Source organism: Emticicia aquatilis (genome assembly GCF_014644295.1).
Classification (GTDB): Bacteria; Bacteroidota; Bacteroidia; order Cytophagales; family Spirosomataceae; genus Emticicia; species Emticicia aquatilis.
Map to the genome: position 1 here is coordinate 25089 of NZ_BMKK01000019.1, position 18668 is coordinate 43756.

Consider the following 18668-nt stretch of genomic DNA (forward strand, 5'->3'; position numbering starts at 1 on the left):
TTCAATATTCTTCTTTTATATTCAAATCACAAAACCAAATGTATCCGTTTGATAAGTTTATTAATTACTATGATACCGCAAGATAAGTTATCGTGTTTTTTGGCATGATAGGGTATGCTTTTTGTCCCCATTGAGGTAGAAAAAAGTGTATTTACTCACTTAAAGCATTCGGCATATACTTTTGAACAAAGAATATTTTTCCTAATATACCATGAAAGATTCAATAACGTGTATCAACAATCGAGGGAGAACATCCACAAGTATTTTATGGTTTGTAATGTTACTTTTTGTGAGCATTACAAGTTTAGGACAGGTCAGTTATCGTGTAGGATTAGATGCCGATAATAAAACTTATCGATTGTATATGAAGTCGGCGGTAGGTTATACTGGCATCCAAGCAAAAATCAGTACCGCCCAAATGACGATTGTTGTACCTCATGGCACAGGAAATGATTATTTTCAACCTACAAATATTAAAGGAAAATTAGCTGGTACGAACCAAATGTCGTGGGGAGCTACAAGAGTTGATAAACCGAATGAAAATCAGCTTTCTGACTACATTTCGTTTGGTTTTAGCGGAAGTGGTAGCCAAGTTTTGTTTGATATTATTGCCAATCAAGAAATTGAACTATTGAATTTTCAGAATGCAGGAAGTTGTGTTGGTACTGTAAATTTAATCTCAAATACTGACCCTTTTTTAGCACCTAACTCGCAAAACACAAATCCTGGTAATCAGATGACAATTTTGGGGTATGGTACGAGTAATGCTTATAGCAGTAATTACGGTGGAGGGGCAAATTGCCAAACATCTTTTCCTGACTTAACGGTAGGTATTAGTGGCAGTAGTAATATTACGGCAGGTATCAATACTAATTATACAATTTCGGTCAATAACATTGGTACTGATGTATCTAACGGGCAAATAACGGTTTCGACTACACTTCCAGTGGGTGTTAGTTATAATTCATTTAGTGGTGCTGGTTGGAGTGTGAGTTCGGCAATTCAATCGAATGGTAGCACAATCGTTACGGCAAGCACTAATAATGTGGTTGCTATTAATGGTTCTTTGTCACAATTAGTGCTGAATGTTACAGCCTCTGAAAGTATTGGCAATGGTAATTCAATTACGATTAGTAGTCTCTTGTCGGGTGGTGAAGATAATAATTTGACTAATAATTCGGCGAGTACAAATTCATTAGTGACGGTCAATTCTCCTAATTTATCGTTGGCAATGAATGGCCCTTCTACAATTAATCCAAATCAATCAGCTAATTATACGCTAAACATTTCAAACATTGGAAATTCGGCCTCGGTAGGGACAGTTACGGCAAACATTACGATTCCGAATGGCTTATCTTATAATTCATTCACGGGTAACGGTTGGGTATATGGAAGTAGCACTTTACAAAATGGAGGAGCTATATTGCTTACTTTTACGAATACGAATGTAATTAATGCCAATACAAGTGCCAATGCTTTGATTCTGAACTTAACTGCTGGTAGTAATACAAGCAATAATATGGTTCTACCAGTTGTAGCAGCAGTTTCGGGTGGTGGCGATAATACCAATAGCAATAATGTATCTTCGGTCAATACCACAGTTATTATTGGTAGTGTTGCCAATTTGGCATTAAATATTAGTGGTCCAAGTAGTATTATTGCGGGGGTCAGCAGTAGTTTTACCATCAATGTAAGCAATACAGGCACTGCTGCTACCGATGGACAGATAGTTACGACAAGCATACTTCCTGTTGGATTTATTTATAACTCGTTTGTTGGTGCAGGTTGGTCGGTTGTAGCAACAGCCCAAGGTAATGGTACTACTCTTCTTACATCAACCTATAATGGAATTATTACAGCAGGTGGAGCAGCGACTCCACTTGTGATTAATACAATTACCCAGTCAAGCCTCGGTACTGGCACTACTTATATTATCGGTAATACATTAAGTGGTGGAGGTACGATTGGGAGTATTTCGAGCAATTATAATGTAATTGTTAATGCCGCAGCGAATCTTTCTTTAGTTATTAACGGAATAAATAATATCAATGCAGGTGGTACTGGCAGTTATGTTTTTACACTTTCTAATAATGGTTCTACGCCTTCGAGCGGTATAATTACAAATACTATTACATTGCCTGCGGGGGTGAATTATTCTTCATTTACGGGCAATGGTTGGATTTTCGTTAATGCAGTTCCTCAGTTAAATGGTACTACATTAGTGACATTTACATACAATAATAACATTGCAGGAAATAGCTCGGCTTCTTCATTATCTTTGAATCTATCATTTGCCAATAATCTGACGATAAATTCTTCGATAATTATCAATAGTATCATAACTGGCACCGGCATAAATACTAATTCAAGTATTACTTTAATTGTTGGTTCTTCTCCTATTCCCGACCTACAATTAAGTATCAATGGTACAACCGTTACCAATCCGAATGGTTTGGCAAGTTATACCATCAATGTAAGTAATACTGGTACAACAACAAGTAATGGACCGATAAGTGTTTCGTTGCTCATTCCGAATGGATTGAGTTATACTTCGTTTACGGGTAGTGGTTGGAGTTATGGAAGTAGCACGCTACAAACTGGTGGAGCAATACTCGTTACTTTTACGACTAACAATATTATCAATGCAGGGGCATCAAATAATAGTTTGGTTGTAAATCTGACGGCAGGAGCAAATGTGGTGAATAACACAATCTTTACGATTCCAGGCAATGTATCGGGAGGTGGAGAAACTAATACTGGCAATAACTCTTCATCAGCAAATTTAACTATTATTACACAAGGTGGCCCAATACTCACTGCCACTATTAATGGGGTGCTTAATGTAGATATAAATTATTCGTATAACTATACCATTAATGTTAATAATATTGGCACAGCGGCTACCACTGGTACCACAACAGTAACCACAGTATTACCCATTGGTGTTTTTTATAATAGTACATCAGGCAATGGTTGGATTTCTGTGGCAATTCCTCAACCCAACGGTACAACATTGGTCGTTTCGACATACAACGGAATCATTGAGGCTAATGGTGTAGCAAATCAATTAATACTCAATATAACTCCTTCGGGAATTCTGACTGCTGGTAGCATTATAATCTTAAACGGTTCGGTGACTGGTGGCGGTGCAACAAATATCAATAATACATTTTTCACGAATATTATTGTTAATAATAGCTCGCTCACAGCCGATTTAGGAGTAAGTGTGAATATTAGCAATAATACACCAAACTTAAATCAAACTGTTAATTATACATTTACGGTTATCAATAATGGCAATGGAACACCTAATAATGTACAAACGCTCATTTCACTTCCTGCGGGTTTTGTGGTAACAAACTTCAGCACCACTAATGGAGGATATGATATAAATTCAAGAATTTGGAATGTCGGAACAATTTCGGTTGGGCAAACATTTACATTAAATATTTCGGGTTATGCCACAATCGAGGGTATTGATTTTGCTATAATCTCGCTTATTAACACAAGTTTACAAGATAACCGTGCATTCAATAATATTGCAAAAGTGTGCTACGCAACGCCTGTGAGTATTTGTACTGGCGAAGGATACGTAGCTTACTTGGGCAAGCAAAACACTAATATTCAATGGTTTAAGAATGGAAGCCAAATCAATAATGCAACCGCCGATTCTTTATTTATAACTACTGCTGGCTCTTATTCGGCTACTTATACAAATAGTTGTGGTGAGTTAGTAATTACTCCAGCAGTTACAGTTATTACAGGCACGGTTCCCAATGCACCAATCATTACAGCTAATAAAACTGCTATTTGCGGTAATGAGTTGGTTCAACTCACTGCTTCGAGTTGCGGTTTGGGTAAAGTTTTGTGGAGTACTGGTGCAACGACCTCAACAATAAATATTAATACGGCGGGTACTTATACCGCATCTTGTGTAAATGGGTGTGGAACAAGCCAACCTTCTACTCCATTGATAATCAGCAATAATTGTCAAAATGCAGGAAAAATCGGAGACTACGTATGGTATGATAATAATAACAATGGTAAGCAAGACAGTAATGAATCGGGAGTAAAAAATGTCAGATTAGAACTTTATAAAGATGGTGTTTTTACGGGGCTGAGTACATCAACCGATAGCACTGGTAAATACTTATTTTCAAATCTAACCACAGGAAATTATCAAGTAAAAATCTTACCGATTAGCCTTCCTGCAAAATATTATTTATCTAAAAAACCAAATGCTGCGACCGTAGCCGATAGTTTAGACTCTGATTTTGATAACTATACTGGCTTTAGCCCAGTTATCAATATAAATACCTCGATTCCTTCGCAGTCAGTTAACTTGACTATTGATGGCGGTATATTCTTGAAACCAGAAGCCGATATTAGCGACCCTTGTAGATGCTTTGGTGTGGAATATACTTTAGATGAAAAGAAAGAACTTTTTGAAACTGTAACCGTAAATGGACCAACTAACGACACTTGGAGAGTGATTGCACAAACAGGTATGCTCGCTTTGGATACCCTCGTAAAACGACCTGTGCTTATTGGTACTCTATTGACTGAGGTTTCACCTGGCAAATATCAAATAAATTTCACCCATGAAGATAACATTGGATATACAGTAAAGGTATCAAATGGAATTGACACACTTTCTATGTCGAATTTCTGCTCTATTTATCCTCAACTTACAGCCACTAAGCTCAATCAAACAGTTTGTAGAAATGCCCCACCGATTCCGCTTAGTGCTACGATGAATTTACCGGGTACTGCACAGTTTTATTACATAGATAAACTGACTCAACAAAAAGTAATTATCACACAGTTTGACCCTAAAAAATTCACATCAGGCGAAACAGTTTATATCAAAATTGATGTAACTCCGGCCGATGGTCGTCTTTGTACATACGTTATTACGCAAACAGTAAATATAAGTGTTTTTGATTGTAGTACAGAATGTAAACCAATCATTTGCGTGCCATTAACAATAGCTAAAACCAAAAATTAATCCCCCTTACAACAAAGGACTATCTAAAAAATATCATGAATAAAACATTCAAGATTTTCGGAAAAACATTATCGGCCACAACAGTATTGATTTTTTTGATGTCTATCATTGGTCAAAACAGTTTTGGGCAAATTAGCTATCGAGTTGGCTTAGATGCCGATAAAGTAACTTACAGAGTTTTTATGAAGTCGGTGGCTTCTTACTCAAATATTCAAGCCAAAATCAGTACGGCTCAGGTAACACTCATAGTACCTCATGGTATTGGGGCAAGTCAATTTTTGGTTTCGAATCTGCAAGGAAAATCCGTAGGTAGCAATCAGATGAACTGGGGTGTATCGAGAGTAGATGCCCCAAATGAAAATAAAGCTGCCGACTATATTTCTTTTGGATATAATGGCAGTGGTAGCCCTCTCCTATTCAATATTGTGGCGGGTGAAGAAATTGAGTTGTTTAACTTCAAAAACACAGGTACTTGTACTGGAAGTGTAGCTCTTATTACGAATACTGACCCATTTTCGCCACCAAATTCAGCTAATACAAACCCTGGTAATCAGATGACCGTATTGGGCTTTGGTACTGGGAATGCCTACCAAAGTAATTACGGAGGTTCGGTTACTTGCCTTACTTCAACTACCGTGGCCGATATTACAGCTGCCATTACAGGCTCTAACGTAGTTACAAGCAATACTGCCACTAATTATACAATTAATGTAAGTAACATCGGTACTGCCGCCAGTAATGGCACTATTACGGTCAGTACAACATTACCCGCAGGAGTTGTATATAATTCAACCTCGGGAAGTGGCTGGAGTTCGAGTACAAGTCCACAAACTGGAGGAGCAACATTAGTAAGTTCTACTTATAACCAAAGCATTGCTACTGGGGCAAGTGCCACACCGCTTCTCATCAATGTAACACCAAGTAATGCCTTAAATATTGGTTCAAGTTTTACACTTAATGGAGTAGTTGCTGGTGGAGGAGAAACCAACCTTACAAATAATAGTTTCAATAAAACATCAACGATTCAAGCCAATACAACTTCAACAGATTTAGGCGTTTCGGTGGGTGTTAATAGTACCACTTCAACCATTGGTGGAAATGTTATTTTTACATATACAGCTCAAAACTTCGGTTCGATAAGTGCTTCGAATATCCAAAACCAAATTTCACTCCCAGCTGGTTTTACGATTAGTAATATCAATGTACCTGCGGGAACAACTTTTAACCAAACAACAAAAATTTGGACAATCAATACGCTAACTGCCAGCCAAAATATTCAGTTGGTGATTACTGGTAGTCCAACAACCGAAGGTGTATCTCATACTTTTATTAATTTCATCACATCGAGTGTTACCGAAACTAATACTTCAAATAACCTTGCAACTGCCTGTTATTCAATACCTGTTAAGCTTTGTGCTGGCACAAATTATATTGCACGCATTGATAAGAAATTTACGAACATACAATGGTATAAAAATGCCTCGATAATCTCGGGGGCAATTACTGATACTTTAGTAATTAATAGTGCAGGTACTTATACTTTTACATCTTCAGTAACAACAATTAGTTGCCCTTTAGTAGTGACGGCTAATACCAATACTTCAACTTTGGTCATCAATCCTACAAGTGTAAATACTTGTGGAAATTACAATTTAACAAGTCTAAAAGTTACACTAAATGGCAATACAATAACCAACAGTTTAAGTTATTATAAAACCCAAGCCGATGCACTTGCTGGTACAAATCAATTAGGTAGTTTCGTAACCCAAAGTGGTAAATATTGGATTCGCTACAAGCCTTCTAATGACTGTCCGTACATTGGTTCGGTAGATGTAATTTTGAGTTCATCTTTGAGCTTTACACAACCAAGTCCAACCTGTGCAGCTAATTTTGATTTGGCCAGTGTCGAACTCTTTAATAATGGCGTAAAGGTTACCAGTGGTATTACATATTATGGCACTTTCTCTAATTTTGCGAGTAGTGTTGTAATTTATCCATTGAGTGGCACGATTGTATCAAATTCTGGTCTATACTATGCTACCGTAAAAAACAGCAATGGTTGTATTAGTTTGGCATCTATTCAAGTAAAACTTACGGGTCCGAGAACACCGAGTGTGACGGACGTAAGTAATCAATGTCCAGCAACAACCGTAAATTTGCTTTCATTAAATCCTTATCCTTCAACAGTTGGAGGGGTCTTTGAATGGCACATAAGTAATAGTGCAACTTCGGCACTGGTCAATACGCCATCGGCAGCAGGGGCTGGCACTTACTATATTTTTGAAAAAAGCACGAATGGTTGCATAAGTAATGGAGATGCCGTAAAAGTTGTTATCCAAAGCTGTTGTAGCACACCTGATTGTGCTCCATTCAGAATGCTAAAAACAAGCAGCATTAAATAAGCAAAATACTAATAATCAATAGTTTATATAGAATTTAACGAATAAAAACTTCCTAAATATGTTTATTTAAGAACACTGTTTTATGGAAGTTTTTATTCTTAAAATATATTTGCCAATGTTCAGATTTTATTTTATTGTCATAATAAATTTACTATTATTTGAGCCATTAGAACCCATAGCAGGTTATCAAATAGTAGGAAATATAAAAGATTTAAAGGCAAATAAATGTCTGTTAGGTTATTATTTTGGCTCGTCGAATCAGGTTGTTTTTGTTGATACTGCCAAGGTTGATACCAAAGGTAATTTTGTTTTTGAAGGTAATCAACAACTCGCTGAAGGACTTTATTTTGTTGAGTTCCCGACAAAAAAACGCCTTGATTTAGTAATTGGAGCAGGCCAAAATTTTGAATTTTCGACTGATTTTGCAAATTTAAACAATCACATTTCTTTCAAAAACTCAGACGAAAATACGCTTTATTATAGCTATATTAATTTTGTTCGCCCTCGACAAGCATCTCTAAAAACTCGGTTAAGTACAGAACAAAATAGCAAGATTCAGCAAGAATTATACACTTTTCAAACAAGCTTTTTTAAAGAAAAAAGCGGGCATTTGGCTACCAGTATTTTGGCAGCCAACGAAATACCTTATATTCCGACCTTTACGCTGCCCAACGGAAAACCCGATAATGACAAGGTATACCACTATTACAAAAATCATTTATTTGACAATATAAATTTAGGAGACGAACGATTGACTCGGACGAATCTGATTGAACCAAAAATCGACGAATACATTCAGAAACTTACTTATCAAGTGGCTGATTCTGCCATAAAATCGGTAGATGCACTCATGCAAAAGGCTCCAGTGCCAGCTTTTAGAAAATATTTTGCCTCGAAAATGCTCAATTTCTATCAAAAAAAGCCATTTATTGGAGCTGAAAACGTATATATACATCTAATTGACCGCTATTATATCAATGAACCAAACTTGTGGGATGCTTCGGCACTCAAGCAAATGACATCTCGGGCAAATACGCTCCGCCCCCTCCTACTCGGTAAGAAAATTCCGAATATGACCGTAACTGGCACTGATGGGAAAATGTATTCTTTACACGATATTCAAGCACGCTATACGATACTCTATATTTATAGCCTCGACTGCCCTCACTGCCAAGAACACGCCCCTAAAGTAGCGGCACTACAAACTAAATTAGCAGTCAAAGGTGTTAAATTCTTTGCCGTTGCAGTAGAACGTGACGAAGCCAAGTGGCGTAATTTTATTGCCAAATATCACACTCAAAACCTCTTAAATTTGATGGATAAAAATAATATCATCAACTTCGTGAAAGAATATAATACGGTAGAATACCCAACTGATTTTGTGCTGGATTCTCAAAAAAGAATTGTAGGAAAGCAAATAAATCCTGCTCTTTTGGAAGACTACATAAAATATTTAGACCAGAAGAAATAAACTTTTTGAAAATAAAAATAAGACTCAATGAGTCTTATTTTATATAATTTGCTTGCATTTGAAACTTACTAAACAACCCACGCTGTTTGTGTGCTTACTCCTATTAAAATTTTAAATATTTGTAGTTTCGTAAATAAATTCTTTTAGGTGTTTTCGTCTCCTTCTCGATACATTTAGTTCAACATTATTGACTAATTTCACGACTGCGTAGTTTTCAAGAGTTTTTGATAAATATCTGATATTAACTGCATTAGAACGATTTATTCTAAAAAAACCGTGTTCAGAAAAAGTACTATACAAGATTTTTAGTGTTTTGGCTAAGATAATTTTTTTGCCGTTTTTGAAGTGAAGCTCTGTATAATTTACATTTCCTTTGAGCATGACTATTTCATCAGCAAAGACTCTTTTTTTGTGCAATATTTTCACTGTATTCATCATGGATGCTTATTAAAATGCGAGAATAACCTTGTGTTTTCCTTGGCTTTTAGGAGATATTTGCCATTCGTATCCTGTACAGGCACTAACACACAGGATTAGTAAGATGAAAATGGATAATTTTCGTTTCATGGTTTTGTTTAATGTGTTTTGAGTTACGTATATAAATGCAAGATAAACCTTATTTTATACATAAAAACCCCCATCTCAGTAGTGAATTGTTTCTTTTCATGAATGATATGATTTGTTTTGTAAGTGATATTGCACGACTCCAAATCTCGTATAATTCATGATTTTACCTTCATCAAAAGCTAATTACAAGCTCTAATTTCAGCCTTAAACACCGTCCCACTATTGGCCACAAAACCTGCCAGCAGTTCAATTACTTTTCCTGCCTGATAAGCTACATTGGCCGGTGCATTTACCTTATTGGAAGCAGCTATTCTTTGTACAGCTTGTTCGGTTATAGTACCTGTTACATTATTCGTAATCGTGTTTGTAGCAGGAATGACCGAAACAGTATTTAAGCTTTGATTTCCAGCCAAAATAGGATTTGAAGAAATTACTCTTATACGATAGTTAGTTCCTCCTGTTGTAACCATTGGAATCTGGCAAGTGATAGTCCCAGCAGAGGTGGTAGTTCCAATATTCGTTGAATTACTGAAGCTTCCGTTAACATCTGAGAGTTGTATAATAAAATTATTGTTCAAATTAAATGCTCCATTTGTCGAAAAACTAACATCTACCGAACTACCTGCACAAATCGAATTGTTACTGAGCGTAGGGATAGAGATTGTCGATAAACTTCCGACAATCGTAAAAGTAGTAGAAACAGGCCCATAGGTAATTCCTCCACCACGATTATCTTGGGCATAGCCTGTGATTGTAACCGTATAAGTACCAGGAAGAAGATTTCTACCGAAAACATCTTGTCCTAAATTATCAAAAAGAGCAAAAGGTTGAACATTTTGAAGAATTGTCCAATTTTGTTGAGGCCCAACGATGTTCATCTCAATACTTTCGATAATAATGCTTGAACAAAGAGGAACAGCTAAAATAGATGTTGGTTCAGTGAGTTGTTGGATAGTCAGACCATTACTCAACGAAACCAAAGACTGATAAGGATTTCCTGCTTTAACGAACTGTAAATCAAGGATTTGTGTACAAGGGTCAACTCCCGAAACAATGACATTGGTAGTTGTGGTTGCTGAACAAACTCCACCAATAGCCATAACGGTATAAATACCAGCATTTATAGGTAAAGCATTTGAAATAATTACGGTCGAATTTGTGCTGCTAAAACTATTGGGCCCCGTCCAAATATAACTTGAAGGTGTTGTTCCGATTCCAGCTATTATATTTAATTCAATGGTTTGGCCAACATTATATGGCCCTGTGTTCGAGGCAGAGATATTAAGGTCATTGGTAAATGTAACACTTGTCGTAGCAGTAGCAGTACAACCATTCCCTCCAGTTACCGTAACGGTATAAGTCCCTGATGATATGATATTTACAGTTGATGATGTACCCAAATTATTTGACCATAAATAACTGCCAACTCCCGAAGCTGTTCGCTGAACACTCGTTACCGAACAACTCAAATTTGCATCCCCCGAAATACTGGCATTGGGTGGGGTATTGTCAAGGGTTACCGAAGTCGTGGCGGTAGCGGTACAGCCATTTGTTCCAGTAACCGTAACCGTATAAGTCCCTGATGATATGATATTTACAGTTGATGATGTACCCAAATTATTTGACCATAAATAACTGCCAAATCCCGAAGCTGTTCGCTGAACACTCGTTACCGAACAACTCAAATTTGCATCCCCCGAAATACTGGCATTGGGTGGTATGTTATCAAGGATTACCGAAGTCGTAGCAGTAGCGGTACAGCCATTTGTTCCAGTTACCGTAACCGTATAAGTGCCTGATGATATGATATTTACAGTTGCCGATGTACCCAAACTATTCGACCATAAATAACTTCCAACTCCCGAGGCAGTTCGTTGAACACTCGTTACCGAACAACTCAAATTTACATTACCCGAAATACTGGCATTGGGTGGGGTGTTATCAAGGGTCACTGAAGTCGTAGCAGTAGCGGTACAGCCATTTGTTCCAGTTACCGTAACCGTATAAGTGCCTGATGATATGATATTTACAGTTGCCGATGTACCCAAACTATTCGACCATAAATAACTTCCAACTCCCGACGCCGTTCGTTGAACACTCGTTACCGAACAACTCAAATTTACATTACCCGATATACTGGCATTGGGTGGGGTGTTATCAAGGGTTACCGAAGTCGTAGCAGTAGCGGTACAGCCATTTATTCCAGTTACCGTAACCGTATAAGTACCTGATGATGTGATATTTACAGTTGCCGATGTACCCAAACTATTCGACCATAAATAACTGCCAACTCCCGAAGCTGTTCGCTGAACACTCGTTACCGAACAACTCAAATTTACATTACCCGATATACTGGCATTGGGTGGGGTATTGTCAAGGGTTACCGAAGTCGTGGCAGTAACGGTACAGCCATTTGTTCCAGTTACCGTAACTGTATATGTTCCTGATGATATGATATTTACAGTTGCCGATGTACCCAAACTATTCGACCATAAATAACTGCCAACTCCCGAAGCTGTTCGCTGAACACTCGTTACCGAACAACTCAAATTTACATTACCCGATATACTGGCATTGGGTGGGGTGTTGTCAAGGCTTACTGAAGTTGTAGCAGTAGCGGTACAACCATTTGCTCCAGTAATCGTAACCGTATAAGTCCCTGATGATGTGATATTTACAGTTGATGAGGTACCCAAACTATTCGACCATAAATAACTGCCAACTCCCGAAGCTGTTCGTTGAACACTCGTTACCGAACAACTCAAATTTGCATCCCCCGAAATACTGGCATTGGGTGGGGTGTTATCAAGGGTTACCGAAGTCGTAGCAGTAGCAGTACAGCCATTTACTCCAGTTACCGTAACTGTATATGTTCCTGATGATATGATATTTACAGTTGATGATGTACCCAAACTATTCGACCATAAATAACTGCCAACTCCCGACGCCGTTCGTTGAACACTCGTTACCGAACAACTTAAATTTACATTACCCGATATACTGGCATTGGGTGGGGTGTTGTCAAGGCTTACCGAAGTTGTAGCAGTAGCGGTACAGCCATTTGCTCCAGTTACCGTAACGGTGTAAGTCCCTGATGATGTGATATTTACAGTTGATGAGGTACCCAAACTATTCGACCATAAATAACTGCCAACTCCCGAAGCTGTTCGTTGAACACTCGTTACCGAACAACTCAAATTTGCATCCCCCGAAATACTGGCATTGGGTGGGGTGTTATCAAGGGTTACCGAAGTCGTAGCAGTAGCGGTACAGCCATTTACTCCAGTTACCGTAACGGTATAAGTCCCTGATGATATGATATTTACAGTTGATGAGGTACCCAAACTGTTCGACCATAAATAACTGCCAACTCCCGAAGCTGTTCGTTGAACACTCGTTACCGAACAACTTAAATTTGCATTACCCGAAATACTGGCATTTGGGGGTGTATTGTCAAGAGTCACTGAAGTCGTAGCCGTAGCGGTACAGCCATTTGCTCCAGTAATCGTAACCGTATAAGTCCCTGATGATGTGATATTTACAGTTGATGAGGTACCCAAACTATTCGACCATAAATAACTGCCAACTCCCGAAGCTGTTCGCTGAACACTCGTTACCGAACAACTTAAATTTACATTACCCGATATATTGGCATTGGGTGGTATGTTATCAAGGATTACCGAAGTCGTAGCAGTAGCGGTACAGCCATTTACTCCAGTTACCGTAACGGTATAAGTACCTGATGATATGATATTTACAGTTGCCGATGTACCCAAACTATTCGACCATAAATAACTGCCAACTCCCGAAGCTGTTCGCTGAACACTCGTTACCGAACAACTCAAATTTACATTACCCGATATACTGGCATTTGGGGGTGTATTGTCAAGAGTCACTGAAGTCGTAGCAGTAGCGGTACAGCCATTTGCTCCAGTTACCGTAACCGTATAAGTGCCTGATGATATGATATTTACAGTTGCCGATGTACCCAAACTATTCGACCATAAATAATTGCCAACTCCCGAAGCTGTTCGCTGAACACTCGTTACCGAACAACTCAAATTTACATTACCCGATATACTGGCATTGGGTGGGGTGTTATCAAGGGTCACTGAAGTTGTAGCGGTAGCGGTACAGCCATTTGTTCCAGTAATCGTAACCGTATAAGTGCCTGATGATGTAATGCTAATCGCTGAATTTGTACCAAGATTATTTGACCATTGGTACGTTCCTCCACCCGAAGCGGTTCGTTGAACACTCGTTACAGAACAACTCAAATTTGTATTACCTGATATACTCGCAGGCGGAAACGTTCCTGCGTCACAATTACCAACTCCTTGAATACCAAAAGTGAATGGGTTTTCATCAGCATCATCATTGGCAATACTCACAGTTGCAGTTCTCAAACCTGTGGTTGTTGGGTCAAATGTTATCTGAAAAGTAGTTGTTCCATTTGTTGCAGCTACTGGTGTTGAAGGCTGAAGGCTAACAGTAAAATCAGCAGTATTTCCACTAATAGCAACCTTTGGTGAACCTGATAAATTTAATGCCCCAGTACCAGTATTTTCTATTATAAAAGTTCTAATAATTGCACCCGAGCTTGTTGCAACCGAACCAAAATCAGTGTGGTCAGTTACTGAAGGAGTATTATCACCATCAGTGATATTGATATTATTCCCCTTTACTGCTATTTCTGGACTCGTAGCTACCACATTTTCTAATCTGAAATTATCCACTGCCCACTCTTCGTTGTTGCCATTTGAGTAAACCGACAAACGAATTTTCATCGTAGAACCAGTTCCTGTAATAGATTTTACAATCTCTGTAAGGCTATTTGTTAATTCAAGGCCATCACCAACACCATCATTGTTTGTGTCTTCTTTAAGTTTTTTTGCAGTGCCAATAGGGCCTACGATATTATCACCAATAAAAAGTGCTAATCGAGTATAAGCTCCACCATCAATAGCATATTCCAGCATAATATAATCATTAATTCCAGTAGGCCCAGCAGGGTCGGAGCCGCCAGTATTAGTACTATTATCCCATGAACCACTTACATTATTGGCAGCTAAAAGCCCTTTAAATGAAATATTCGACTTCCCCGAAATATTAATATTAGTCCATTCGATAGTCTCCAACGAAAAAGGAGGTTCGCCCGCCGTTCCATCAATATTATCATGGTCTTCTCCTGCCCAAATATATGTCCCAGACATACCTGCATAGGTTGAACCAAATAATGCGTTTAAGCTAATATCGGTAATAGTGTTTGTGCTTCTCTTGAAATAAGCAACACTTGGTAATGCTGAACCCATGTTAATTGAAGGTGTACGAGTGCTACCAGCTGGAATATCAGGTGTAGTGGCGTTTTCAAAATTATCTTGCCAAAAAACATTACCTGTAAAATTTCCAGTCACCTCAATCAAATCAATTCCTAACTCTTCTGTTCCCCCTACTTGGTCAAAGTCCAGTTTGACCTGCATAGTATTTCCTGTATATGGAATCGAGAAAGTATATTTTGTAAAATTTAGTTGGTCACAAGTTGTCGAAACATCATTTGCATCAATAATACCGTCGAGGTTGCTATCAATTCTTAACCGTCCTCCTGTCACTACATCTCCCATAAAACGACCAACGGCATTAAAAACACCTCCATTGATACTTACTTGCACATTAATCGAATCGGCAATTTCCCATCTGGTTCCATTATTTGAAGATGTGGCTAAATACAAAGAAACCGCCAAAGAAGAGTATCCGCTTATATTAATAGAAGACGTAACAATACTTCCAGGTGGTTGTGCATTTGGAACAGGACTGCTCGAACGAATATCTTCACTTGCCCAAAAATAAGAACCTTGAATATTTGTCAAAGCATCTGCATGCCCAATTGTGCAGCCTGGAGGGGTGGCAGGATTTGTGTTTGTTCTTAAAAAGTAATCAGGATTATTGCCTGGCGAACCCGAACAAAATGAAAAAGTATTTGTAGTATATCGTGTTCCTTCGCCATCAGTTTCAAAACTTTCGGAGTATAAAACTGTTTGGCAAAAGCTACTCATTGGCAACATCAATAATAGAAAAAATGATGCCCAATAAAACATTGCTTTTTGTAGTAGTGATTTCATAGCTTGGGGTTACTTTTTTGGTAAAAGAAGACAATATTTCCTTGAAAATATTGACAAGTTAATTTCAATTTGAAGAAGAATATTGCGGCATTTCACAAATGAAGAGTTGCGTTTCGCAAATGATGCCTTATAATTTACATCTGCTAAAGAAGACGACAAATAAAATACAAAAAAGCATACAAATCACTGTTTATCAGCAACTTATACGCCTATTAAATATAAAATGGGGTTAACCTCTATTTTCTAAAAGCTGTATTACAAAATCTTTTTTTCTTTGAGAAACTGGTATCAGATGGCCACTTTCAAGAATCAAAATTCCGTTATCGGTTTTGCGGTCGAACACCTTAATTTTTGAGGGATTTACTAAACACGAATGATGGGTACGAATAAAGCCCGCAGGGGCTAATAATTCTTCATAAGAACGGAGGTTGCGGGAAACAAAAATGGTTTCGCCATTTACTAAATAAAACTTCGTATATGAGCCTTCGGCTTCACAGAAGAGAATATCATTTATCTTTAGAAAATATGTTTTTTCAATGTCTTTCAGTACGATTTGCTTTTCATGCTCATATTTAGGCGAAAGCTGCTGCATCAAGACCGCAAGCTGACTTTGAAGAGTGTTGTTGGCAATCTTCATAGAAGCTTTTGTAAGACTTTCGTTAAGCTCAACGGGGTCAATGGGCTTCAATAAATAATCAATAGCACTAAACTTAAATGCCTGCACGGCATACTGATTATGAGCAGTTGTAAAAATCAGTTGAAAAGTAGGATTTACTAATTGTTTCAATAAATCAAAACCTGTTCCATCGTCCATTTCAACATCGAGCAGCACAACATCAGGTACAAAAGTGCTGATTTTTTGTAGGCCACTACTTACACCATCAGCCTCATCTACAATGTGCTGACCTTTGCTCCAAGCCAAAACCATTTCTTTCAAAACCGCCCTAATTTCTGGCTCATTATCAATCAATAATATCTTCATGTCTATCAAATATTTGACTCCGATTTATAGAGCAAGGGTAAATGTATTTTTACGACTACCCCCTGCCCCGATTCGGCATTGGCTATACTAAAACCAGCTTTTGTTTTGAGTTTGATATTAAGCAAATAGATACGGTCTTTGATAATCTGACTTGCTCGACTTATATGTTCGTTTTCTTCCTTAATTGTTGTGCTTAATCCTTTACCATTGTCTTCAATTTTTATCAATAATTCTTGGTTTTCGGCACTGAAAATCACACTAATTTTACCTGCATAATCAATTCCTACAAAGCCGTGTTCGATACTATTTTCGACAAATGGCTGTATAATCATTGATGGAATCAGCACATCGTCAATCTCGATGTCATTATTGGCCACTACCTCATAACTAAATGTCTTAGGAAAACGGATTTTCTGCACCTCCAAATATTCATTCAAAAATTCAATTTCTTGCTCAACAGTCACATATTCCTTGTAAGTACTTTCGAGGGTTTCACGCATGATATTACTAAATTTCGACAAATTACTCGCCAAAGCTTGTCCATCGTTTTCTCGCAAAGCAAATTTTTGTAGTGTCGTTAGGGCATTAAAAAAGAAATGTGGATTCATCCTTGCCCGATTAAGCCTTTGTTCGGTTTCCAAAATATCTTTTTTGTGTTTCAATGATTGCTGACGTAAATAAAACGCAATAATCACAACTCCCAAAATTCCGGCCAAAGCCACCAAAAGATAGATACTCCGCTGTTGGGCAAGTTCCTTGATTGTTTTTTCGTTTTTGGCTTTGTTGTATTTTTGTTCGAGTTCGTTTATTTTTTCCGAACGTTGAACCTTGAAAAGGCTGTCTTTTAGGTGTTCGTATGTTTTCAAAGAAGCAAATGCTTTGGGTAAATTTCCAGCTTGCTCATAAATCTGTACTCCTTCTGAATAAATCCCAATTGAAGCAATAGTGCCATGATTGAACTTCTCGGCGTACAAAATACTCGTATCCATCGTGGCAATTGCCTTTGTATTTTCCTTCAAATCAACCAAATCCCACGCTTTTGCCAGATACATCGAAGCTAAATTGGTCGGTATTTTTATCTTTTTTGCGTAGTTCAATGCGGTATCCATATACGCAACCGCCTTTTTTAGGTTATTTCGATGATAGGCAACCGACTCGAATACCCGATAAGAAGCCGTTAACTGCTCATAATTTTGGTATTTTGCACCCATCAACTTTGCTTTTGTTGCAAATATCAAAGCCGAATCAAGCAATGTCTTTCTTTGAGTTTGTGTATATTTATTTTCATATTCAAACGCAAGCCAGTTATAATTTAAGGCAGTGTAATAATTGTCGGAAGAGGTCAAAATAATTTTTTCGCCTCTTTTTATATAAGCCCAATTCTTATCATCTTGATTTTGACGGGTAAAAAGATATACCAAATACTTTATTGCCTTTAATTCGCTATCGGTATTGGCCTGTGTCTCAGCATTTTCCAAAGCCTTAAAAGCATATAATGATATATTTTCAAAATCTTCTTTGGCTTTATAATACCGCAAATAATTGAGGTAAGTATGTATGCTTAATTCGTTTTTGCAGTTTAGAGCATTGATTATTTTTTCTTGAGTTTCAATGAGTGAGAGTACTTTGTCTAAGCGTCGGCGGGTTGCCCAAAAATCAACTTCAAATGTCATTGCATTGACCTGACAAATTTTATTTTTGCTCATTTTGAGAGTCGTGATATATTTCACAACCGCCGTCGAATCATTGTTGGTGTTCAGCACATCAAACAGCTGTTGGCTGGCTTCGTTGCAATTACAATTTTGTTGTGCTTGCAATGCCGTATTTCCCAAAAAGATGAAATACACAAACACCATTATATTTTTTTTCATAGCATTAATAGGTAGTAGAAATAGCGTTAGTTTTTGGGCTTTCAATACAAGTTACGATTTTAAATAAAATCTATTAAAATATGCAGTCAAGATTAGCAAATTTTATTGACTGGTTTTGTGTAGAATAACGTAAACTTTTTGGGTAACGAGACTTCAAGGTAGGTCTTTAATCAACAAAAAGCAATGAATGATTGATAAGTGATGGTTTTGAAATCATAAGTGATTATCTAAGATTTATAAACGAATAT

General features: G+C 37.6%; 7 protein-coding genes. 3 read left to right on the top strand and 4 right to left on the bottom strand.

Annotation, left to right across the window (positions count from 1 at the left end; all coding sequences use genetic code 11):
• Nucleotides 1-211: 211 nt before the first annotated feature.
• The 3 genes from IEX65_RS26665 to IEX65_RS26675 all read left to right on the top strand — a co-directional run bounded on the left by IEX65_RS26665 (nucleotide 212) and on the right by IEX65_RS26675 (nucleotide 8881).
• Nucleotides 212-5008 carry a beta strand repeat-containing protein gene (locus tag IEX65_RS26665; protein WP_188771238.1) on the top strand — a complete coding sequence of 1599 codons (4797 nt, stop codon included), beginning with the start codon at nucleotides 212-214 and terminating at the stop codon, nucleotides 5006-5008.
• Between the two features lie 35 nt (nucleotides 5009-5043).
• Nucleotides 5044-7410, top strand: coding sequence for a DUF11 domain-containing protein (locus tag IEX65_RS26670; RefSeq protein ID WP_188771240.1), 2367 nt, complete (start codon nucleotides 5044-5046; stop codon nucleotides 7408-7410).
• A gap of 115 nt (nucleotides 7411-7525) precedes the next feature.
• Nucleotides 7526-8881, top strand: a complete 1356-nt coding sequence (locus tag IEX65_RS26675) for a TlpA family protein disulfide reductase (protein ID WP_188771242.1) — start codon at nucleotides 7526-7528, stop codon at nucleotides 8879-8881.
• 111 nt (nucleotides 8882-8992) lie between these two features.
• On the opposite strand, the gene IEX65_RS26680 is transcribed toward IEX65_RS26675, so the two are convergent.
• The 4 genes from IEX65_RS26680 to IEX65_RS26695 all read right to left on the bottom strand — a co-directional run bounded on the left by IEX65_RS26680 (nucleotide 8993) and on the right by IEX65_RS26695 (nucleotide 18420).
• The gene (locus IEX65_RS26680; RefSeq protein ID WP_188771244.1) at nucleotides 8993-9319 is read right to left on the bottom strand and encodes a LytTR family DNA-binding domain-containing protein; all 327 of its coding nucleotides are present in this window, start codon (nucleotides 9317-9319) and stop codon (nucleotides 8993-8995) included.
• A gap of 308 nt (nucleotides 9320-9627) precedes the next feature.
• Entirely contained in the window at nucleotides 9628-15567 is a 5940-nt protein-coding gene (locus IEX65_RS26685) for a beta strand repeat-containing protein (protein WP_188771246.1), read from the bottom strand.
• Between the two features lie 229 nt (nucleotides 15568-15796).
• Nucleotides 15797-16549 (bottom strand): LytR/AlgR family response regulator transcription factor, encoded by a 753-nt coding sequence (locus IEX65_RS26690; RefSeq protein ID WP_188771248.1) that lies wholly within the window; start codon nucleotides 16547-16549, stop codon nucleotides 15797-15799.
• A 5-nt stretch (nucleotides 16550-16554) separates the two neighbouring features.
• Nucleotides 16555-18420, bottom strand: coding sequence for a sensor histidine kinase (locus IEX65_RS26695; protein WP_188771251.1), 1866 nt, complete (start codon nucleotides 18418-18420; stop codon nucleotides 16555-16557).
• Nucleotides 18421-18668 lie beyond the last annotated feature (248 nt).